At 71.0% G+C, this 19411-nt stretch carries 15 protein-coding genes; 6 read left to right on the forward strand and 9 right to left on the reverse strand.

Annotation, left to right across the window (positions count from 1 at the left end):
* Window positions 1-66: 66 nt before the first annotated feature.
* Together ACFYR3_RS10705 and ACFYR3_RS10710 are read right to left on the reverse strand one after the other, a co-directional pair.
* Window positions 67-582 carry an NUDIX domain-containing protein gene (locus ACFYR3_RS10705; protein WP_355839928.1) on the reverse strand — a complete coding sequence of 172 codons (516 nt, stop codon included), beginning with the start codon at window positions 580-582 and terminating at the stop codon, window positions 67-69.
* A gap of 176 nt (window positions 583-758) precedes the next feature.
* Window positions 759-1652 carry a DMT family transporter gene (locus tag ACFYR3_RS10710; RefSeq protein ID WP_355839926.1) on the reverse strand — a complete coding sequence of 298 codons (894 nt, stop codon included), beginning with the start codon at window positions 1650-1652 and terminating at the stop codon, window positions 759-761.
* 298 nt (window positions 1653-1950) lie between these two features.
* Between ACFYR3_RS10710 and ACFYR3_RS10715 the strand changes: the two genes are divergently transcribed.
* The 5 genes from ACFYR3_RS10715 to ACFYR3_RS10735 all read left to right on the forward strand — a co-directional run bounded on the left by ACFYR3_RS10715 (window position 1951) and on the right by ACFYR3_RS10735 (window position 8144).
* Complete coding sequence (locus ACFYR3_RS10715; protein ID WP_355839924.1) at window positions 1951-3606, forward strand: FAD-binding dehydrogenase; 1656 nt, start codon at window positions 1951-1953, stop codon at window positions 3604-3606.
* Window positions 3607-3987: 381 nt separating this feature from the next.
* Window positions 3988-4938 carry a hypothetical protein gene (locus ACFYR3_RS10720; RefSeq protein WP_355839922.1) on the forward strand — a complete coding sequence of 317 codons (951 nt, stop codon included), beginning with the start codon at window positions 3988-3990 and terminating at the stop codon, window positions 4936-4938.
* A 40-nt stretch (window positions 4939-4978) separates the two neighbouring features.
* Complete coding sequence (locus ACFYR3_RS10725) at window positions 4979-6544, forward strand: APC family permease (protein ID WP_355839920.1); 1566 nt, start codon at window positions 4979-4981, stop codon at window positions 6542-6544.
* Between the two features lie 123 nt (window positions 6545-6667).
* Window positions 6668-7525: a molybdopterin-dependent oxidoreductase gene (locus ACFYR3_RS10730; protein ID WP_389282466.1), complete on the forward strand. Its 858-nt coding sequence runs from the start codon at window positions 6668-6670 to the stop codon at window positions 7523-7525.
* The gene (locus tag ACFYR3_RS10735) at window positions 7509-8144 is read left to right on the forward strand and encodes a cytochrome b/b6 domain-containing protein (RefSeq protein WP_355839918.1); all 636 of its coding nucleotides are present in this window, start codon (window positions 7509-7511) and stop codon (window positions 8142-8144) included. Before ACFYR3_RS10730 ends, ACFYR3_RS10735 begins: the two co-directional genes overlap by 17 nt.
* A gap of 120 nt (window positions 8145-8264) precedes the next feature.
* Here ACFYR3_RS10735 and ACFYR3_RS10740 read toward each other — a convergent pair whose 3' ends face one another.
* Window positions 8265-9662, reverse strand: coding sequence for a gluconate:H+ symporter (locus tag ACFYR3_RS10740; RefSeq protein ID WP_355839916.1), 1398 nt, complete (start codon window positions 9660-9662; stop codon window positions 8265-8267).
* Window positions 9663-9866: 204 nt separating this feature from the next.
* A complete protein-coding gene (locus tag ACFYR3_RS10745) occupies window positions 9867-10394 on the reverse strand; it encodes a gluconokinase (protein ID WP_389282469.1) in 528 nt (175 codons plus the stop codon).
* Window positions 10395-10524: 130 nt separating this feature from the next.
* On the opposite strand from ACFYR3_RS10745, the gene ACFYR3_RS10750 reads away from it, so the two are divergent.
* The gene (locus tag ACFYR3_RS10750) at window positions 10525-11226 is read left to right on the forward strand and encodes a FadR/GntR family transcriptional regulator (protein WP_355839912.1); all 702 of its coding nucleotides are present in this window, start codon (window positions 10525-10527) and stop codon (window positions 11224-11226) included.
* 76 nt (window positions 11227-11302) lie between these two features.
* On the opposite strand, the gene ACFYR3_RS10755 is transcribed toward ACFYR3_RS10750, so the two are convergent.
* From ACFYR3_RS10755 to ACFYR3_RS10775, 5 genes are all read right to left on the reverse strand, one after another.
* Entirely contained in the window at window positions 11303-11677 is a 375-nt protein-coding gene (locus ACFYR3_RS10755; protein WP_389282471.1) for a YchJ family protein, read from the reverse strand.
* A gap of 4 nt (window positions 11678-11681) precedes the next feature.
* Window positions 11682-13091: a M1 family metallopeptidase gene (locus ACFYR3_RS10760; protein WP_355839908.1), complete on the reverse strand. Its 1410-nt coding sequence runs from the start codon at window positions 13089-13091 to the stop codon at window positions 11682-11684.
* Window positions 13092-13166: 75 nt separating this feature from the next.
* Window positions 13167-17042 (reverse strand): Pls/PosA family non-ribosomal peptide synthetase, encoded by a 3876-nt coding sequence (locus tag ACFYR3_RS10765; RefSeq protein ID WP_389282473.1) that lies wholly within the window; start codon window positions 17040-17042, stop codon window positions 13167-13169.
* 375 nt (window positions 17043-17417) lie between these two features.
* Window positions 17418-18401, reverse strand: a complete 984-nt coding sequence (locus ACFYR3_RS10770; RefSeq protein WP_389282475.1) for a polysaccharide deacetylase family protein — start codon at window positions 18399-18401, stop codon at window positions 17418-17420.
* Between the two features lie 48 nt (window positions 18402-18449).
* Complete coding sequence (locus ACFYR3_RS10775) at window positions 18450-19376, reverse strand: glycoside hydrolase family 11 protein (protein ID WP_355840010.1); 927 nt, start codon at window positions 19374-19376, stop codon at window positions 18450-18452.
* Between the last annotated feature and the right edge of the window lie 35 nt (window positions 19377-19411).

Raw genomic sequence — 19411 nt, forward strand, 5'->3', positions numbered from 1 at the left:
CCCTACCGGGGAGCCTGGCGAGGGTCGCTGCCGGTGCCGCCCGTCACCGTTCCCGAACCCGGACGCTCAGTCCATCGCCCGGTAGTCCGTGAGCCGCTCGTAGGCCGCCAGTCCGTCCGGCACCCAGGTCCACTCGGACAGCCGGCGCTCCACCTCTTCATCGGGGAGGAAGTCGTGCCAGGCGACCTCCTCCACCTGCGGGTTCACCGGAAGCTCGCAGCGGACCTCGTACACGGCCGACCACCAGGTCGCGCCGGCCCCGTCGTCGTACAGGAACTTGAAAAGGGGAGTCGGCCGGGGGAGCCCGAAGACGCCGAGTTCCTCCTCGGCCTCGCGCAGCGCCGCGTCGTCGTAGGACTCGCCCGCGCCGACGACTCCGCCGACGAACATGTCGTAGAACGACGGGAACACCAGTTTCGTTGGGGTGCGCCGATGGACGAAGACCCGGCCCTCGGCGTCCCGCGCCTCGATGAACACGCACCGGTGGCGCAGCCCCCGCGCGTAAGCCTCCCCGCGCGGGGACTGCCCGATGACCTGGTCGTTCTCGTCCACGATGTCGAGGATCTCGTCAGCGGCACTCATGGATCCATCCAAGCAGCTCGTGACGCCTCTGAGGGGGCGATACGTGGGCCGCCCGGGTGTTGCGGGGAGCCGCCGGCGTGCCGTGCGATGCCCTCTGGGGGCCGTGCGGGGGCGGAACGGGGGTCGTGCGGGGGTCGAGTGAGGTGGTACCGGGCCCGGGTGGGCCAGGGACTCGCTCAGTGCGGCTGGAGGTCCCGCGAGCGTTCCGGTTCCGCCGTGCCCGAGGGCATCGCCGGGTGCATGCCCAGCAGGACGATTCCCGTCACGACGCCCGCGAGCCCCGCGGCCTGCCAGGCGAGGGCGCCGGCGTCGGTGCGCAGCTGGTCCCCGAGGAAGCCCACCCCGCAGGCGATGCCGGCCAGTGGCTGGGCGGCGGTGAGCGCGGGCAGTGACATCCGCAGCGGTGCGGTCTCGAAGGCGCTCTGGACCAGGATCAGACCGGTCACGCCGAGGACGAGCACCGCGTACGGCTGCCAGCCGGTGATCAGCTCGGTCCAGCCGCCGGCGCTGAACCGCTGGCCGCTGACCCGGGTGAGCGCGTCCTGCAGGCCGTACAGCAGCCCGGCGGCGGTGGCGAGCAGCACGGGACCGGCGCTCAGCCGGGACCGTTTCGCATAGGTGGTGAGCAGCAGGGCGAGCCCGACCACGATCCCGATGATCAGCCAGTGCCGCAGCGGGTCGTCGACCGCGTCGCCGCCCTGCGGCTGCCCGGCCACGATGAACGCCGAGACACCGCCCGCGAGCAGCAGGAGCCCGGACCAGCCCTGCCGGCCCAGCGGCTGTTTGGTCTGGTGGCGGGAGAGCGCGAGCGCGAAGAGCAGGTTGGTCGCGAGGAGCGGTTCCACCAGCGAGACCTCGCCGTTGCCGAGCGCGATCGCGCCGAGCACCATGCCGCACACCATGAGCCCGATGCCGCCCAGCCAGCGCGGGACCCGGATGAGGTCGAGCAGCAGGCGGGGGGAGAGGAAGTCGCTGAGCGGGGCGTGCGAGGCGGCGTTCTGCTGGAGCACGAAGCCGAAGCCCAGACAGCAGGCCGCGCTCACAGCGAGGACCAGAACCAGTACCGACACGCTGGGTACCTCGAAACATCGGGAGTCGGGGCGGGCCAGTGTTGCGTTTCCCGCCGAATGTAGTGCCATGGGCCGGGGGCCTGCCCCCGGGAGTACCGAGATCCAGGCAGTTGACTCGGTCACCTTTCTTGCCGAAGGATCTGACCGATCAGTAACAAGTGCCGGCCGGCCGTACGGCCGACCACCACCAATGTCTCACCAACCAGCACGCTGTCGATCGGTTCGTGACGAATGTCATCAAAGCGCCCTTTTTGGCGTCGACCGGTCCGACCAGTCGGAATGTCGAGAGGACGGGCCCATGGCCTACGACGCAGATGTGATCGTCATCGGAGCGGGCCTTGCGGGGCTCGCGGCGACCGCGGAGCTCGTCGACGCGGGCCGCAAGGTGATCCTCCTCGACCAGGAGCCCGAGCAGTCGATCGGCGGTCAGGCCCACTGGTCCTTCGGCGGGCTCTTCTTCGTCGACTCGCCCGAGCAGCGCCGCATGCGGATCAAGGACACTCACGCGCTCGCCCTGCAGGACTGGATGGGCACGGCGGGCTTCGACCGGCCCGAGGACCACTGGCCGCGCCAGTGGGCCGAGGCGTACGTCGACTTCGCGGCCGGCGAGAAGCGGCCCTGGCTGCACCAGCAGGGTGTGCGCTTCTTCCCGGTGGTGGGCTGGGCCGAGCGCGGGGGCTACGACGCCAACGGGCACGGCAACTCGGTGCCGCGCTTCCACATCACCTGGGGCACCGGACCCGGCCTCGTCGCGCCCTTCGAGCGGCGGGTACGGGAAGGGGTCGCCCGCGGCCTGGTCGAGCTGAGGTTCCGGCACCGGGTCACCGGTCTGTCCCGCAGCGCGGGCTCCGTCGACACCGTCACCGGGGAGATCCTGGAGCCGTCCGGCATCGAGCGCGGCCAGGCCAGCAGCCGTACGGTCACCGGCGCCTTCGAACTCAGGGCCCAGGCCGTGATCGTCACCTCCGGCGGCATCGGCGGCAATCACGACCTCGTGCGTGCCAACTGGCCCGAGCGGCTCGGCACTCCGCCCGAGCGGATGATCTCCGGTGTCCCCGCCCACGTCGACGGCGCCATGCTCGGGATCACGGAGGAGGCCGGCGCCCGCCTCATCAACCGCGACCGCATGTGGCACTACACCGAGGGCATCCAGAACTGGAACCCCATCTGGGACAAGCACGGCATCCGCATCCTGCCGGGCCCCTCCTCCCTCTGGCTGGACGCGCGCGGCAACCGGCTCCCGGTACCGCTCTTCCCCGGCTTCGACACGCTCGGCACCCTCGAACACATCATGCGGACCGGGTACGACTACACCTGGTTCGTGCTCGACCAGAAGATCATCGGCAAGGAGTTCGCGCTCTCCGGTTCGGAGCAGAACCCGGATCTGACCGGCAAGTCGATCAGGGGCGTCATCGGGCGGGCCCGCGCGGACGTGCCCGGACCGGTCAAGGCGTTCATGGACAACGGCGCCGACTTCGTCGTGGAGAACGACCTCGGCGCGCTGGTCCGCGGGATGAACGCCCTCACCGAGAAGCCGCTCATCGACGAGGCGGCGCTGCGCCGCGAGATCGTCGCGCGCGACCGGGAGATCGCCAACCCCTTCACCAAGGACCTCCAGGTCATGTCCATCCGCGGGGCCCGCAACTACCTCGGCGACAAGCTGATCCGCACCGCGACCCCGCACCGCATCCTCGACCCCAAGGCCGGTCCGCTGATCGCGGTGCGCCTCAACATCCTGACGCGCAAGACCCTCGGCGGCCTGGAGACGGACCTCTCGTCGCGGGTGCTGACGGAGGGCGGCGACCCGCTGGAGGGTGTGTACGCCGCCGGTGAGGCCGCCGGTTTCGGCGGTGGCGGAGTCCATGGATACCGGTCGCTGGAAGGCACCTTCCTCGGCGGCTGCCTCTTCTCCGGCCGCACGGCGGGCCGGGCGGCGGCCAAGGCGGTGAACTGATCACCCCCGAGGCGCTCGGTCAAGTCGCCCGTCCCGGGCGGCCGTTCAGTGCGTGAGGTTGTGACGGCCGCCCAAGGCATCGGTCCTGGGCGGCCGTTCGGCCGTTTGGTCGAGCGGCTGTTCAAGCCATCGGTCCCGGGTCGGCTGCTCAACGCGTGGGCACAAGGTGGTCCTTCAGGTTGTGGAGACAAGATGGCTGTTCAAGTCGTTGGGGATAGGCGGTCGTTCAGGATGTTGGGGGCGGCGTTCAGTCAACTACAGCGCAAGTAAAGGCAGTTGACACGTGTAGTGACTTGGCCGGAGCTTGACTTGAACCCATGGCTCCGGGTTTGCTGTGCGTGATCACTCCTTGACGAACCGCGCCTGTGAGGTTGAGCAGCGGTGTCACCACCCCCTCCTCCGCTGGGCCGCGGCCGCAAGCGGGCGTCCCAGGCGTTCGACGCCGCCCTCGACGACGCCGGACTCGTTGCCGCACGCACCTCGTTGAACCAGGGGCGGTGGACCGACGTCCGCGCGCTGCTCGCTGCCACCGGCGACGACTGGGACCGCCGAGGGCACCGCGTCACCGTCCTCGCGCAGGAGTCCGCGACGCTCGCCTGGGCCCGCGACTGGCAGCTCGCCGAACCGGAGTCCCCCGACGCCGCCGTACTCCTCGGCTGCGCCACCGTGGAACGCGCCCTGCACGGCAAGGAACGCCCGGAGAGCGCCCGCGAGGCCTGCCACCGGGCCGCGGCCCTCGCTCCCGACGACCCCACCCCCTGGCTCGGTCTGCTCCTCCTGGAGCGCGCCCTCGGCGCCGAGGACGAGGTGGTCCGGCTCTTCGACGAGGTGCGCCACCGGCACGCCGTCCACCACCACGCGCACCATCTGATGGTCGCCCGGCTCGCCGAGCGCCGCGCCGCCGCGGGCCAGGACCCCCTTCATGAGGTGTACGACTTCGCCAACTGGTCGGCCGAACAGGCGCCCGCCGACTCGCCTCTCGCGATCCTTCCGGTCGTCGCGCACGCCGAGCGCTTCCGTGTGCTCGCCGGCGCCGGGAGCGAGCCCGCCGACCCGGTCGCCTCCGGACACTGGGCCGGGCGCCGGGCCCGCCAGGTGATGAAAGCCGCCTTCGACTGGTGGCTGGAGTGGGAGCACGGCGACCATCCGCGCCGACTCGTCGACCTCAACTTCCTTGCCCACGCCAAGATCTGCGAAGGCCGGGACGGCGAGGCCGCCGCCCTGTTCCACCGCATCGGGGAGCACGCGACCCCGGCTCCGTGGTCGTACCCGGACCGCGATGGGTACCAAGCCTTCCGTGCCGCGCGCGACAGCGCGCTCGGCACGGTGTGAACGCCCCCGAAGACCCGACATCCGAAAGGACGACCCCGCGATGACCACGGGCAGTTCGAGCACATCGAGTACGTCGAGCACGGGAAGACCGGACGCCGACGGCGCCGGCATCAGCACCTTCAAGGGCCAGGACCGGGCCCTGCGCGCCGGCCGACTGGGCACGGGAGGGCTGTTGCTGTCCGTCCTCGCGGCGACGGCCCCGCTCATGGTGGTCGCGGGTGTCATGCCCGCCACATTCGCGGTGATGGGCATCGTCGGGCAGCCCCTGCTCTTCGTCATCCTCGGCATCGTCCTCGTGCTCTTCAGCGTCGGGTACGCCGAGATGAGCCGGCACGTCCACAACGCGGGCGCCTTCTACGCGTACATCTCGCGCGGGCTCGGCGGCACCCCGGGCGCGGGTGCGGCCGCGGTCGCCCTCGTCGCCTACAGCGCGCTCCAGGTCGGCATCTACGGACTCTTCGGCTTCGAGGTCTCCGGGCTGTTCGCCACCTACCTCGACACCGAAGTCGCCTGGTGGATACCGGCGTTGGTCGCAGTGCTCGTCGTGGGCGCGCTGGCCTGGCTGAAGATCGACGTCAACGCCTGGGTGCTCGGCGTGCTGCTGATCATCGAGGTGACGCTCGTCGTCGTCTTCGATGTCGCGGCCATCGGCGATCCCGCCAAGCAGGGCCTGTCGCTGCACGCCTTCAACCCGGACACCCTCACCGGAGCGGGGCTCGGCACCGCACTCTGCTTCTGCATCGCGGCCTTCACCGGCTTCGAACAGGCCCCGGTGTACGCCGAGGAGACCAGCCGCCCGCACATCCTCGTGCCGCGCGTCATGTTCCTCGCGATCGGCTTCGTCGCCGTCTTCTTCGCGATCAGCTCCTGGGCTCTCACCATCGCCACCGGTCCCTCCGCGATCGTCGGGACGTCCCAGAAGCAGAGCGCCGGTCTGCTGTTCTTCCTCACCGAGTCACGGCTCGGCTCCACCTTCACGGACGTCCTGCACGTGCTGTTCGTGACCGGCATGTTCGCGGCACTGCTCAGCTTCCACAACGTCGTCGCGCGGTACGCCTTCGCCATGGGCCGCGAGGGTCTGCTGCCCACCGCGTTCGGCCGCACCTCCGGGGCAAGCGGCGCCCCCGGCACCGGCTCCCTCCTGCACACCGTCGTCTCGCTGATCGTGGTCGGCGGCTTCGCCCTGGCCGACGACAAGCCGACCGGCGACCCGACCGCGCCCGTGCTCCAGTTGTTCACCTGGGGCGGCAACGTCGGAGCGCTCGGCGTCACCCTTCTGATGGCGGCCGCCTCGCTGTCGGTCATCGTGTTCTTCGTCCGCCGCGGCGCGGCCCGCGCCCAGTTGTGGCGGCTGGTCACCTCCGCGATCGCGGGCGTGGCCCTGATCGTCATCGCGGTCTACACGGTCAAGGACTTCGACGTGCTCGTCGGCGCGGGTCCGGACTCCGTCCTGAACGTGCTGCTGCCCGCCGTCATCGGGGTCGCGCTGGTCGTCGGACTGGTCCAGGGTCTGGTACTGCGCTCCCGCAAGCCCGAGGCGCACGCCCGGATCGGCCTCGGCAACGAGGCGTTCCAGTTGGACAAGGCGGCCGAGTCCGCCTCCTGATGAGGCCCGGCCGTCCTCTCCGGGGCCGAAGTTCCCGGACCCTACGTGAGAAGAGATGACGGAACGCTGACGAGCACCCGCCACCGCTGGCTTTTTGGGGGTCGCGGGTGCTCGAATCAAGGGGTGAACACTGAAAGGCCCGGGGAACCGGACCCGGAGCGACCGAAGCCGAGGGAACCGGAGCGGCCGCAGCCTCGCGAGCCGGAACGGCCGGAGCCGCGGGCTCCCGAAGAGCGCCACGCGCGCGAAGAGCACGAAGAACACGAGGACCCCGCGGAGCGCGGCAGGCCCATCGGCCGCCGGGTGCTGCTCGGCACGCTCGGACTCGGCGCCCTCGGCGTACTGACCGCGCCCACGCTCCAGCGCGGGATGGAAGCCTTCCTCGCCGGCGCATCCCAGAAGGACCCCACAGGTCTGACCGGGCTGCTGCCCAACGGCGGCGGCTTCCGCTACTACTCGGTGGCCGCGTCCGTCCCCCACAAGAACGAGACGAACTACCGGCTCACCGTCGACGGCCTGGTCGACCGTCCCACCAGCTACACCCTCGCCGACCTGCGCGCCCTGCCGCAGACCCGCCTGGTGCACGACGTCCAGTGCGTCACCGGCTGGCGGGTGCCCGGCACCCCCTTCGAGGGCGTACAACTGTCCCACCTGCTCGACGCCGCCGGGGTGCACCGCACCGCCGGGGCGATCCGCTTCACCTGCTTCGACGGCACGTACACGGAGAGCCTCACCATGCGCCAGGCCCGCCGCCCGGACGTCCTGGTGGCACTGCGGATGCAGGACAAGCCAGTCGGCCACAACCACGGCGGCCCCGTGCGCCTCTACGTGGCCCCGATGTACTTCTACAAATCCGCCAAGTGGCTCTCCGGCATCACCGTCACCGAGGACGTCCGTCCCGGGTACTGGGAGGACCGGGGGTACGACGTCGACGCCTGGGTCGGCCGTTCGAACGGACGCGACGATGAACCCACGAGTTGACGACACCCCGGACGTGTCCGCGCACTCCTCCCACGTACGGCGCTTCACCCGGGCCGAGCACTGGGTGCACCGGGTCACCGCCCTCCTGATGGGGGTGTGCGTGGCCACCGCGGCCTGCCTCTACATCCCCCAATTCGCCGAACTCGTCGGCCGTCGCGAACTCGTCGTCCGCGTCCACGAGTTGGCCGGTGTGATGCTTCCGGTACCGGTCCTGGCGGGCCTGGCCTCCCGCGCGTTCCGCCGCGACCTGGGCTTCCTGAACCGCTTCGGCCCGCACGACCGGGTGTGGCTGCGGGCGGCGCTGCGCCGCGACAAGGACCACCGGTCGCGCCCGGCGGGCAAGTTCAACGCCGGACAGAAGATCTACGCCGCCTGGATCGCCGGGGCCACGCTGGTGATGCTGGGCACGGGCCTGCTGATGTGGTTCACCCACCTCACCCCGCTGATGTGGCGCACCTCGGCGACCTTCGTCCACGACTGGCTGGCCCTCACCGCCGGCATCGTCCTCGCGGGCCACGTCGGCATGGCGCTCGGCGACCCGGAGGCGCGGCGCGGCCTGCGCACGGGATCGGTGAGCCGGCAGTGGGCCGACCGCGAACACCCGCTGTGGCGACCGTGAGCCGGCGCTGACGACCCACGACGACGATCGGGCCGTGGGGAGCCGAACTCGGCTCTCCCCACGGCCCGATCACGGCCGTACAGACCCTGGATCCGTACAGACCCTGGATCCGTGCAGGCCCTAGATGACCAGGGACAGCAGCAGCACCAGTCCTCCGGCCACCACCGAGATGATCGTCTCCATGACGGACCAGGTCTTGACGGTCTCGCCGACGCTCAGGCCGAAGTACTCCTTCACCAGCCAGAAGCCGGCGTCGTTGACGTGGCTGAAGAAGAGCGAGCCCGCGCCGATCGCGAGGACGAGCAGGGAGGTGTGGGTGGTCGACATGTCGGCCGCGAGGGGCGCGACCAGACCGGCCGCCGAGATGGTGGCGACGGTCGCCGAGCCGGTCGCGAGCCGGATCGCCACCGCGATCAGCCAGGCCAGCAGCAGCGCGGGGATCGACCAGTCCTGGGAGATCTCCAGGATCATCCGGCCCACACCGGAGTCGATCAGTGTCTGCTTGAAGCCGCCGCCCGCGCCCACGATCAGCAGGATGCCGGCGATGGGCGCGAGGGACTTCTCGACGGTCGTCGAGATGCGGTCCTTGGTGAAGCCCGCCGCCCGGCCCAGGGTGAACATGCCCACGATCACGGCCGCGAGCAGGGCGATCAGAGGAGCTCCGACGACGTCGAAGACGCGCTGCGTCATGTCCGTCGGGTCGTCGACGACGATGTCCACCAGCGCCTTGGCCAGCATCAGCACCACCGGCAGCAGCATGGTGGCGAGGGTCGCGCCGAAGCTCGGGCGCTTCTCCAGGTCCTCCGAAGCACGCTGCGGGACCATGCGGTCGGGGGCCTGGACGTCCACCCAGCGGGCCGCGTACCGCGAGAACACGGGACCGGCGATGATCACCGTCGGGATGGCGATCAGGACACCGAGGGCGAGAGTGATGCCGAGGTTCGCCTTGACCGCGTCGATCGCGACCAGCGGGCCGGGGTGCGGCGGAATCAGACCGTGCATCACCGACAGGCCCGCGAGCGCCGGGATGCCGATGCGCATCAGCGAGTAGTTGCCGCGCCTGGCGACCATCAGGACCACCGGGATCAGCAGCACGATGCCGACCTCGAAGAACAGCGGCAGACCGATCACCGAGGCGATCAGCACCATCGCCCACGGCATGGCGCGCCCGCCCGCCCTGGCGAGGATCGTGTCGACGATCTGGTCGGCGCCGCCCGAGTCGGCGAGCAGTTTGCCGAGGATCGCGCCGAGGGCGATCAGGACACCCACACCTGCCACGGTCGAGCCGAGTCCGGTGGTGAAGCTGACGATGACCTTGTCGAGGGGGGCACCGGCGAACGCGCCGAGGGCCAGTGAGCCGATGGTCAGGGCCAGAAAGGCGTGCAGCTTGAACTTGGTGATGAGCAGGACTATGACGGCGATGCCCGCCAGCACGGCTATGCCCAGTTGAGCGTGGCCCGCCGAGGTGATCGGTTCGACGGTGTCCGCTGCCAGCGTCTCGACACTGAGTCTGGTCACGGTTGTTCCCTTGCTTGAGAAACGGACGCGGGGAAGGTGGTGCGCGAAGACGTGCCTTCCGTAGGGAAATCACGGGGAAGGCACGGGGAAAGCACGGCGAAGGCACGGGTGGAGACGACACCCCCGCCGCGCGGGGCGGGGCGGGTCGGCGCGGTGAGGGACGGGCGACACCGTGAGGGGACGGAGTCACCGCGAGAGATGCGGCTAACGCCGGGGCGGTGCGAGGCCGTCGAGCGCCGCTACGGCCCGCTCGGTGATCTCGGCGGGGTCGCCGGACACGTCCACCTGGACCCCCGCCTCGTCCGCCGCCAGCGGCTGGAGCGTGGCGAACTGCGAGTCCAGGAGTGCTGTGGGCATGAAGTGCCCCTTGCGGTGCGACATCCGGTCCTCGATGAGTGCCCGGTCGCCGGTGAGATGGACGAAGACGACCCCGGGCGCCGCCGCCCGCAGCCGGTCCCGGTATCCGCGCTTCAGCGCCGAACTGCTGACCACACCACCGAGCCCGGCCCGGTCGTGCGCCCAGTGCCCGATGGCGTCCAGCCACGGCCACCGGTCCTCGTCGGTCAGCGGCGTCCCGGCCGTCATCTTGGCGATGTTGGCCTGCGGGTGGAAGTCGTCGCCCTCGGCGTACGGAACGCCGAGCCGGGCCGCGAGCAGCGGGCCGACGGTGGTCTTCCCGGTACCTGCGACGCCCATGACCACGACGACATGGGGGTTGGGACTGTGCTGCATCGCGCTCTCGCTGTCTTCGTCGCCATCTGATGTCGACGCCACTGAAACGTATTAGGTACGACGAATTCAAGAGTGTGTGACATATAAGTCTGACTTTTTATTGGTGACGTCGGCCTCGTACGCTGGCTTCATGACCACACGGGGCCGGGGACTGCACGGACACGTACTGGAATCCCTCGGGCCGGCGATCACGGCGGGCGACTACCCGCCCGGGAGCGTGCTGCGCACCGACGAACTCGCGCAGCGCTTCGAGGTGTCCCGTTCCGTGATGCGCGAGGCGGTCCGGGTGCTCGAATCCATGTATCTGGTCGAGTCCCGCCGTCGCGTCGGCGTGACGGTCCGCCCCAAGTCCGAGTGGAACGTCTACGACCCTCAGGTCATCCGCTGGCGGCTGGCCGGCGCCGACCGTCCCCACCAGCTGCGCTCACTCACCGTCCTGCGCTCGGCGATCGAACCCGTCGCCGCGGGGCTCGCCGCCCGGCACGCCACCGCCGAGCAGTGCGCGCGGCTCACCGAGTGCGCGCTCGGCATGGTCTCCACCTCACGCGGGCAGCAGCTCGAGGCGTACCTCGTCCACGACGTCGCCTTCCACCGGGTGATCCTCAAGGCGTCGGGCAACGAGATGTTCGCCCGCCTCGGTGACGTCGTCGCGGAGGTCCTGTCCGGCCGCACCCATCACGACGTCATGTTCGAGGACCCCGACCCCGCCGCCGTCACCCTGCACGTCCAGGTCGCCGCGGCCGTCCGCGAGGGAGACGCGCCCCGCGCCGAGCGGCTCACCCGCGAGATCACCGTCGGCGCACTCCAGGAACTGGACGTCCTGGCCCCCTGACGGTCAGTGCGCCCCGGACGGTGTCGGCGCACCCCGGACGACCGGCGCACCCGGACGGGTCAGTTGGCCCCGACGGTCAGTCGAGGAACTCCCCGTCCACGTACACCCAGGCCCCGTCCACCCGCTCGAACCGGCTCCGCTCGTGCAGCGAGCCGCCCCGGTACGAGGCCCGGAAGGTCACGGTCCCCGTGCTGTGGAACGCCGAGCCCTGGCCCGCCTCGAGGATCTCCAGGCCGGTCCACCGCATCCCGGCATCGAACTCCACCCGGGCCGGCCGCGTCCCCGGATGCCAGGTCCGCAGCAGGTACCCCTCGTCCTCCTTCACGAAGGCGCAGTACCGCGACCGCATGAGCGCCTCGGCACTCGGCGCGGCGGCCTCGCCGCGATGGAAGCGCCCGCAGCAGCGCGCGTACGGCTCGGCGAGCCCGCAAGGACAGGAACGGCTGGGCATGGCGTCATTCTCCCCGGACCCGCGCCGAGTCCGCGTTCGTCGGCGGATAGGTGGGCCGGGCCGGCATCTGCGGGGCAGGCAACTGCGGGGCCTGCGCCGGCAACGGCGGCAGCGCCCTCTCGTACAGCCACGCCGCGAAGAGGTCGTCCAGGGGCTCGGCCGCGTAACGCGAGACGTGCGAGGTGAAGACGGCCGTGGTGACCGCGCCGCCCCGGTGCAGGGCCGCCCAGCCGCGCAGCATGCGGAAGAAGGCGTCGTCGCCCATCGCGCAGCGGATCGCGTGCACCGTGAGCCCGCCGCGCTCGTAGAGCCGGTCGTCGAACATCAGCTTGCGGCCCGGGTCGGACAGCAGCAGGTCCTGCGGCAGCGCGGACAGCTTCCGGTGCGCGGCGGCGGCCAGCTGACGCGCCGGGCGCCCGCCGGAGCGCTCCGACCACAGCCACTCGGCGTACTTCGCGAGCCCCTCGTTCAGCCAGATGTGCCGCCAGTCCGCGATCGTCACGCTGTTGCCGAACCACTGGTGCGCCAGCTCGTGCGCGATCAGCCGCTCCGAACCCCGCGACCCGTCCAGATGGTTGGCGCCGAACAGCGAGAGACCTTGCGCCTCGACCGGGACGTCGAGCTCCTCCTCGGTCACCACCACCGCGTACTCGCCGAACGGGTACGGCCCGAAGACGCTCTCGAACAGCTCCATCATCGCGGGCTGCCGCGCGAAGTCCCGGGAGAACTCAGGGAGGAGCTGCGCGGGCAGATGCCCGGACTGCGGTACGCCCCCGAGGCCCGGGTCGCCGAGCAGCACCGTCTGGTACTTGCCGATCGACAGGCCCACCAGATAGCTGGAGGTCGGCGCCGACTGCTCGTACACCCAGGTGGTCGTCGACGCCTTCGTGGTCCGCGTCAGCAGACGCCCGCCGGCCACCACCGCGTACGCGGAGGGCGTGGTGATCGAGATCTGGTACGCGGCCTTGTCGGCCGGCCGGTCGTTGCACGGGTACCAGGACGGCGAACCGGTCGGCTGGCTCGCCACCAGCGCCCCGTCCTCCAGCTCCTCCCAGCCGATCCCGCCCCAGGGGCTGTTGACCGGCTTGGGGTTGCCCGACCAGTGCACCTCGACGGTGAAGGCGGCGCCGGCCCGTATCGGCTTCGGCGGACGGACCCGCAGCCTGCCGCCCCGGTGCGTGTAGTGCGGTGCCTTGCCGTCGACCCGGACCCGGCCGATCCGGAAGTCGGCCAGGTTCAGCTGGAACTCGGTCAGCGCGGAGCGGCCCGCTATGGCGTTGATCCGTGCGGTGCCGGAGAGCCGGTTCGGGCCGGGGCGGTAGTCCAGCGCGAGCTCGTACCGGTGCACCCGGTAACGGGGATCTCCGTTGGCCGGGAAATAGGGGTCCGGTCCCGCTGTCTGCTGAACGCTCACTGCTGCGACTGCTCCCTGCCCTGTGCTGGACGTACCGCTGTACCGCCCTTCGTATCCGATATCAGGTCACGTCTGCTACGAACGCCAGGCCTCGATCGGATTGCCAAGCCAGCGGGTGTCGTCGGGAACGGACTCCGCCGCCATCACCAGCGACGCGGGGCCCAGGGTGGAACGGGCCCCGACGGTGCTGCCGGGCAGGACGATTCCGCCCGGACCCAGGGTGGCGCCCTCACGGAGGACCACAGTATCCGTCCGCAAGATCCGGTCGTGGAAGAGGTGGGTCTGCAGGACACAGCCCCGGTTGACCGTGACCGCGTCCCCGAGCGTCACGAGGTCCGTCTCGGGCAGCCAGTAGCTCTCGATCCACGCGCCCCTGCCGATCCTGGCGCCGAGCCCCCGCAGCCACGCGGTCATCAGCGGTGTGCCGGGCACGGATCCCGCCAGCCACGGCACGGCGACGACCTCGACGAAGGTGTCGGCCAGCTCGTTGCGCCACACGAAACCGCTCCACAACGGGTGCTCACCGGCGCGGTGCCGACCGACCAGCGTCCACTTCGCCACGATGGAGAGCAGGCACCCGAGCACGCCCACGGCGAGCAGTACGGCCCCCGAGAACGCCCACGCCCACGGTCCCAGCGCACACAGCGCGGCGACCGTCAGCACGGCCAGCGCCGCCGAGCAGAACACCGGCACCAGACGGCACAGCTCCACCAGAGCGCGGGCCCACAGCAGCCGGGCCGGCGGGTCGTAGGTACGGCTCTGGTCGCCGCCCTGCGCCGCACGCGGCAGCTTCATCGGCGGCAGCCCCAGATACGAGCTGCCCTTCTTCGCCTTCTTCGGCGTCGCCGACAGCACGCCGACCAGACCGCCGTCCGGCACACTGCGCCCCGGAGCTGTCATCCCGGAGTTGCCGAGGAACGCCCGGCGGCCGATCTCGGCCCGCCCGATACGCATCCAGCCGCCGCCGAGCTCGTACGGCGCGGTCAGTGTGTCGTCGGCGAGGAACGCGCCCTCGCCGACCGTCGTCAGACTCGGCAGCGCGAGAACCGTCGACACCTCGGCGCCCCGGCCGATCCGCATGCCGAGCAGCCGCAGCCACACCGGCGTGATCAGCCCGGCGTACAGCGGGAACAGCGTCTCGCGGGAGCGGTCCATCAGCTGCGTGACCGTCCAGGCCTGCCAGCCGATCCGGCTGTGCGTCGGATGCGTGCCCTCGTGCAGCCCGAGGCTCAGCAGCCGTACGGAGACAAGGAGCAGCAGCGCGTACGCGAGACCGAACGCGAGCGTCGCCGGCACCAGGGCGATCCCGGCACCGCGCAGCGCCGCGCCGAGCCCGGCGTCCGCGCCCACGAACACCCGGGCCACGAGCAGCGCGGCGGCAGCGGCCAGCACCGGCAGAGCGCTCAGCGCGAACCCGGTCGCGCCGTACATCGCCCGCCAGTACGTGCCGCGCTGCGGCCGGTCCTTGGGCCACGCGCGCTTCGCCTTGCCGAGCTTGCCCGCGGGCGCGCCGGCCCAGCGCTGCCCGGTCGGAATCTGCCCGGCCACGGCGGAACCCGGGGCCACCTCGGCGCGCTTGCCGACCCGGGCCCCGGGGAAGAGGATGCTGCGTGTTCCGACCACGGCACCCGCGCCCACCTTCACCGGGCCGATCTCCAGCCGGTCACCGTCCAGCCAGTACCCTGACAGGTCCACCTCGGACTCGACGGCGGCACCCCGGCCCAGCTTGAGCATGCCGGTCACCGGCGGCAGCGAGTGCAGATCCACGTCCGGGCCGATCCTGGCGCCCAGCGCACGGCCGTACCGCTCCAGCCAGGACCCGGTCAGCGAGGTCGCGCCGCTGAACGCGGCGAGCCGCTCGGCGGTCCAGAGCCGCAGATGGAGACTCCCGCCGCGCGGGTACCGGCCGGGCTTCACCCCGCGCAGCAGCAGCTGCGCACCGCCCGCGGCGACGGCGAGCCGTCCCGGCGGGCTGTAGAGGACGAGCGCACCGGCGCCCACCAGCCACCACGAGGTGCCCGGCGCCCACGGATACGGACCGAACCAGTGCAGTACGTTGCCGAGCGCGGCCAGCGCCACGGTCCAGCGCAGCCCGAGCAGACCGAACAGCGGGATCAGCACGAGGAGCTGGATCAGCTTGGCGCGCAGCGGGACCGGCGCGATGATCCGCTCGCCACCGTCGTCCTGGCCCGACTTCTCCAGATGCCGGGCCAGCTTGCGCAGCACGGGCTGCTGGTAGATGTCGAGCACGGCGGCGTTCGGGTAGCGGGCGCGCAGCTTCGTGGTGAGCTGGGCGGCCGCGAGACTGCTGCCGCCGATCGCGAAGAAGTCGTCGGCGGCGCCGCCGACGGGAATGCCCAGCACCTCGCTCCACTGCTCGGCGAGCCAGGCCTCGGTGCCGTACAGCTGCTCCTTGGCACCGCTCGCCTCCAGACCCTCCAGCGGCCAGGGCAGCGCGTTCCGGTCGACCTTGCCGGACGTCCGGGTCGGCAGGTCCTCGACCGGGGCGATCAGCGGCACCAGCGCGGCGGGCAGTTCGGCGCGCAGCTTCTCGACTGCGGCCGCCTGGTCCCAGCCGTCCTGGATGACGACATAGCCGACGAGGAGCTGATTGCCGCCGCGCGCGGTCCGCACGGCCGCGGCGGCGCCCGCGACACCGGGCAGCGCCTGGAGCGCCGCGTCCACCTCACCGAGCTCGATCCGGCGTCCGCCGAGCTTGATCTGCTCGTCGGCCCGCCCGAGGAAGATCAGTCCCTCGGGTTCGGCCTTGACCAGGTCACCGCTGCGGTACGCCCGCTCCCAGCCCAGCGAGGCGAGGGGCGCGTACTTCTCGGCGTCCTTCTCGGCGTCGAGGTAGCGGGCGAGCCCGACCCCGCCGATCACGAGCTGGCCGCTGCCGCCCATCGGCACCAGCTCGCCCGCCTCGTCGACGACGGCCAGCTCCCAGCCGTTCAGCGGCAGCCCGATACGGATGGGCTCGTCGCCGGTCAGCAGCGAGGCACAGGCCACCACGGTCGCCTCGGTCGGCCCGTACGTGTTCCAGACCTCCCGGCCCTCGGTCACCAGCCGCTGGGTCAGCTCGGGCGGGCAGGCCTCACCGCCGAAGATCAGCAGCCGGACGTCGTTGAGGGCCTCCGGCTCCCACAGGGCGGCGAGCGTGGGCACGGTGGAGACGACGGAGATGTCCTGCTCGACCAGCCAGGGCCCGAGGTCGGCGCCGCTGCGCACCTGGGAGCGCGGCACGGGCACCAGACAGGCTCCGTACCGCCAGGCCAGCCACATCTCCTCGCAGGACGCGTCGAAGGCAACGGAGAGGCCCGCCATGACCCGGTCACCGGGGCCGATCGGCTCCTCGGTCAGGAAGAGGTCGGCCTCCGCGTCGACGAAGGCGGCGGCGCTGCGGTGGCTCACGGCGACGCCCTTGGGCTTTCCGGTGGAACCGGAGGTGAAGATGATCCACGCGTCGTGCTCGACGCCGGGCCGCCCGGCGGGAACCTCGGAGCGGCCGTTGACGGTCAGCTCGTGCCCGGCGCCGACGACCGCGCGCACCTCGGCCTCGCCGAAGACCAGCGCGGCCCGCTCGTCGGGGTCCTCGGCGTCGACCGGAACATAGGCGGCCCCGGCCGCGAGGACGCCGAGGATCGCCACGTACAGCTCGTTCGTGCCGGACGGGACCCGTACGCCGACCCGGTCCCCGAGCCCGACCCCGGCCTCCGCGAGCCGCGACCGCACGGCCTCCACCTCGGCGGCCAGGGCGCGGTAGGTGAGGGCGCGCCGGCCGTCGTCGAGAGCGGGCTCGTCGGGGTACGCCCGTACGGAGGCATCGAGGATGTCGACGAGCGTGCGCGGCGAGGCGGCCGAAGCGGCGGAGAAACGCGCCTGGTCACCGAACTCCGCACGTACCTCGTCGTCGGACAACGCGAGTGCGGGGCCTTGCTGGAGGGCTGCCATCGGGTCCTCACGTGTTGTTCCCGGAGACTCCGGAGACTCCGGGGAGCCGGTGGGCCCGCAGGTACGCCTGGGGATATTCCGGTCCAGCTCCGAACAAGCCTGCAATTTTAGTACGACGCTAGCCTCGGACCTGGGGATCAGCGATGCGAGGCCCTTCCCGGACGCCGTCCGAACCCTTGGCCGCAGCGCTGTGACGTGGGGATATGTCAGCGTGACGAGATCTGTCCCACATCTTTCCGTGACAGCGCGAACACGACGAGCGAGGGCCCCGATCCGATGGTCGGGGTCCTCGCTGTGCCAGGGGCGGCAGGGTGGCACGGCGGCCATGGACCGCCGCGCCGAGGTGCGCTGTTCGTCGGTGTGTTTTGCGCGGTGTCAGCTCGTGCTGCAGGAGACCGTGGGCCACGTCCAGGTGCCGTTGGTCTGAATGGTGACGCCGAAGTTGTTGCCGCTGCCGTTGGGTTTGGCGGTGAGCACCTGGGCGCTGGGGTAACCGGCGCTGATGTTCCAGGTCGCGATGATCTTCTCGGGGGCGGGAACGTTCATCGTCACGGTCCAGGTGCTGGACCCGGTGACCGCGACGTTGAGGTTGTACCGGTCGCTCCACTGCTGGCCGGCGGAGAGCGTCGCTGCGCACCCGCCACCGCCACCCCCGCCACCCGTGCCGCCTCCCTCGGGGGCCACGGCGCGGCCGGTCTGCGGTGAGATCATCCCGGCGCACAGACCACGGGAGGCCAGTCCCTGAGCGATGCGCGGGATCGCGGCGATCGTGTTGGCCGGCCAGTCGTGCATGAGGATGATCTGGCCGTTGGTGAGCCGGCCGGCGGCCTGGACGATCGCGTCGGTACCGGCGCCGTTCCAGTCCTGCGAGTCGACGTCCCAGATGATCTCGGTCAGGCCGTACTTGGCCTCTACCGCCTTCAGCGTCGCGTTGGTCTCTCCGTACGGCGGGCGGAACAGTTTCGGCGTGCCGCCGCCGGCGCCGGCGATGGCCGTCTGGGTCCGGGAGATCTCCGAGTCGATCTGCGCCTGGCTCTCCTGGGTCAGGTGCGGGTGGGTGTAACTGTGGTTGCCCACCCACATGCCGGCGTCGACCTGGGCCCGTACCTGGGCGGGGTTGGCCGCGGCGTACTGGCCCTCGTTGAACATCGTGGCCCGCAGGCCGTTCTGCTTGAGCGCGTCGAGCAGGCTCGACGTGGTGCCGGACGGGCCGTCGTCGAAGGTGAGTCCGACGTACCCGCCGCAGGTGGCGGCCTGTGCCGGTCCCGCGCCGAAGGCGAGGGGGCTCGCGGCGGCCGTCGCGACGACGGCCAGCCCCGTGATCAGCGAGCGTAACGAGCGGCGTGGTCCGAGTCTCATGCGAAGTGATCTCATGCGAAGTGGTCCTCCGGTCTCGGGGTGCGGGGGTCAGCTCGTACTGCAGGAGACCGTCGGCCAGGTCCAGTTGCCGTTGGACTGGATGGTGACGCCGAAGTTGTTCCCGCTGCCGTTGGGTTTCGCGGTGAGGACCTGGGCGCTCGGATAGCTCGCGCTGATGTTCCAGGTGGAGAGGACCTTCGCCGGGGACGGCACGTTCATCGTCACGGTCCAGGTGCTGGACCCGGTGACCGCGACGTTGAGGTTGTACCGGTCGCTCCACTGCTGGCCCGCGGACAGGGCCGCGGCGCATCCGCCGGTGCCGCCACCGCCGGAGCCACCCCCCGAACCGCTGTCGCCCAGCGTGATGTTGGAGTTCCCGCTGCTCTGGTATCCCTCGGTGGCGAGGATCATGTAGTAGTTGAAGCTGCCCAGGTTCATCCCGGCGCGGGCCCAGGCGTCGAAGTGGTTGCCGGTGGTGATGGTTCCACCCGTCCTCTTCGTCTGCCGGACACTCCAGTACTGGTCGAAGGTGCGCGTGCCCTCGACGGAGGGGGCGTTCGTCCGCGTCGTCTTGTAGATGTCGTACGTGCCGCCGTCAGTGGTGACGGTGCCCTTGAACGTGCCCGTGGGCCGGTAGGTGCCCCAGTTGTCGACGATGTAGTACTCCACGAGCGGGTTCGACGTCCATCCGTAGAGGGACAGGTAGCCGTTGCCGGACGGGTTGAAGGTGCCCGAGTAGGTCACACTCCTGCGTCCGCCGTTGGCCCAGCCCTTGCCCGCGACGAAGTTCCCGGTGTTGCTCCAGGACGTGCTGTAGTTGCCGCCGGAGCCCAGGTTCATGGACACCGTTCCGCTGCTGTCGGTCCAGAACGAGTAGTAGTACCCGTTGTTGGTACCGGTCTGGTTCGAGCTGACGACCGTGTCGGCCCGGGCGGTGCCGGGCAGGGTCATCGCGGCCACGGCGACCAGCAGCATGGTGCAGACGCCGCTGATGAGCAGCCTGAAGTGGC

Origin of the sequence: Streptomyces sp. NPDC005784, from assembly GCF_042871525.1 — a bacterium.
GTDB lineage: Bacteria > Actinomycetota > Actinomycetes > Streptomycetales > Streptomycetaceae > Streptomyces.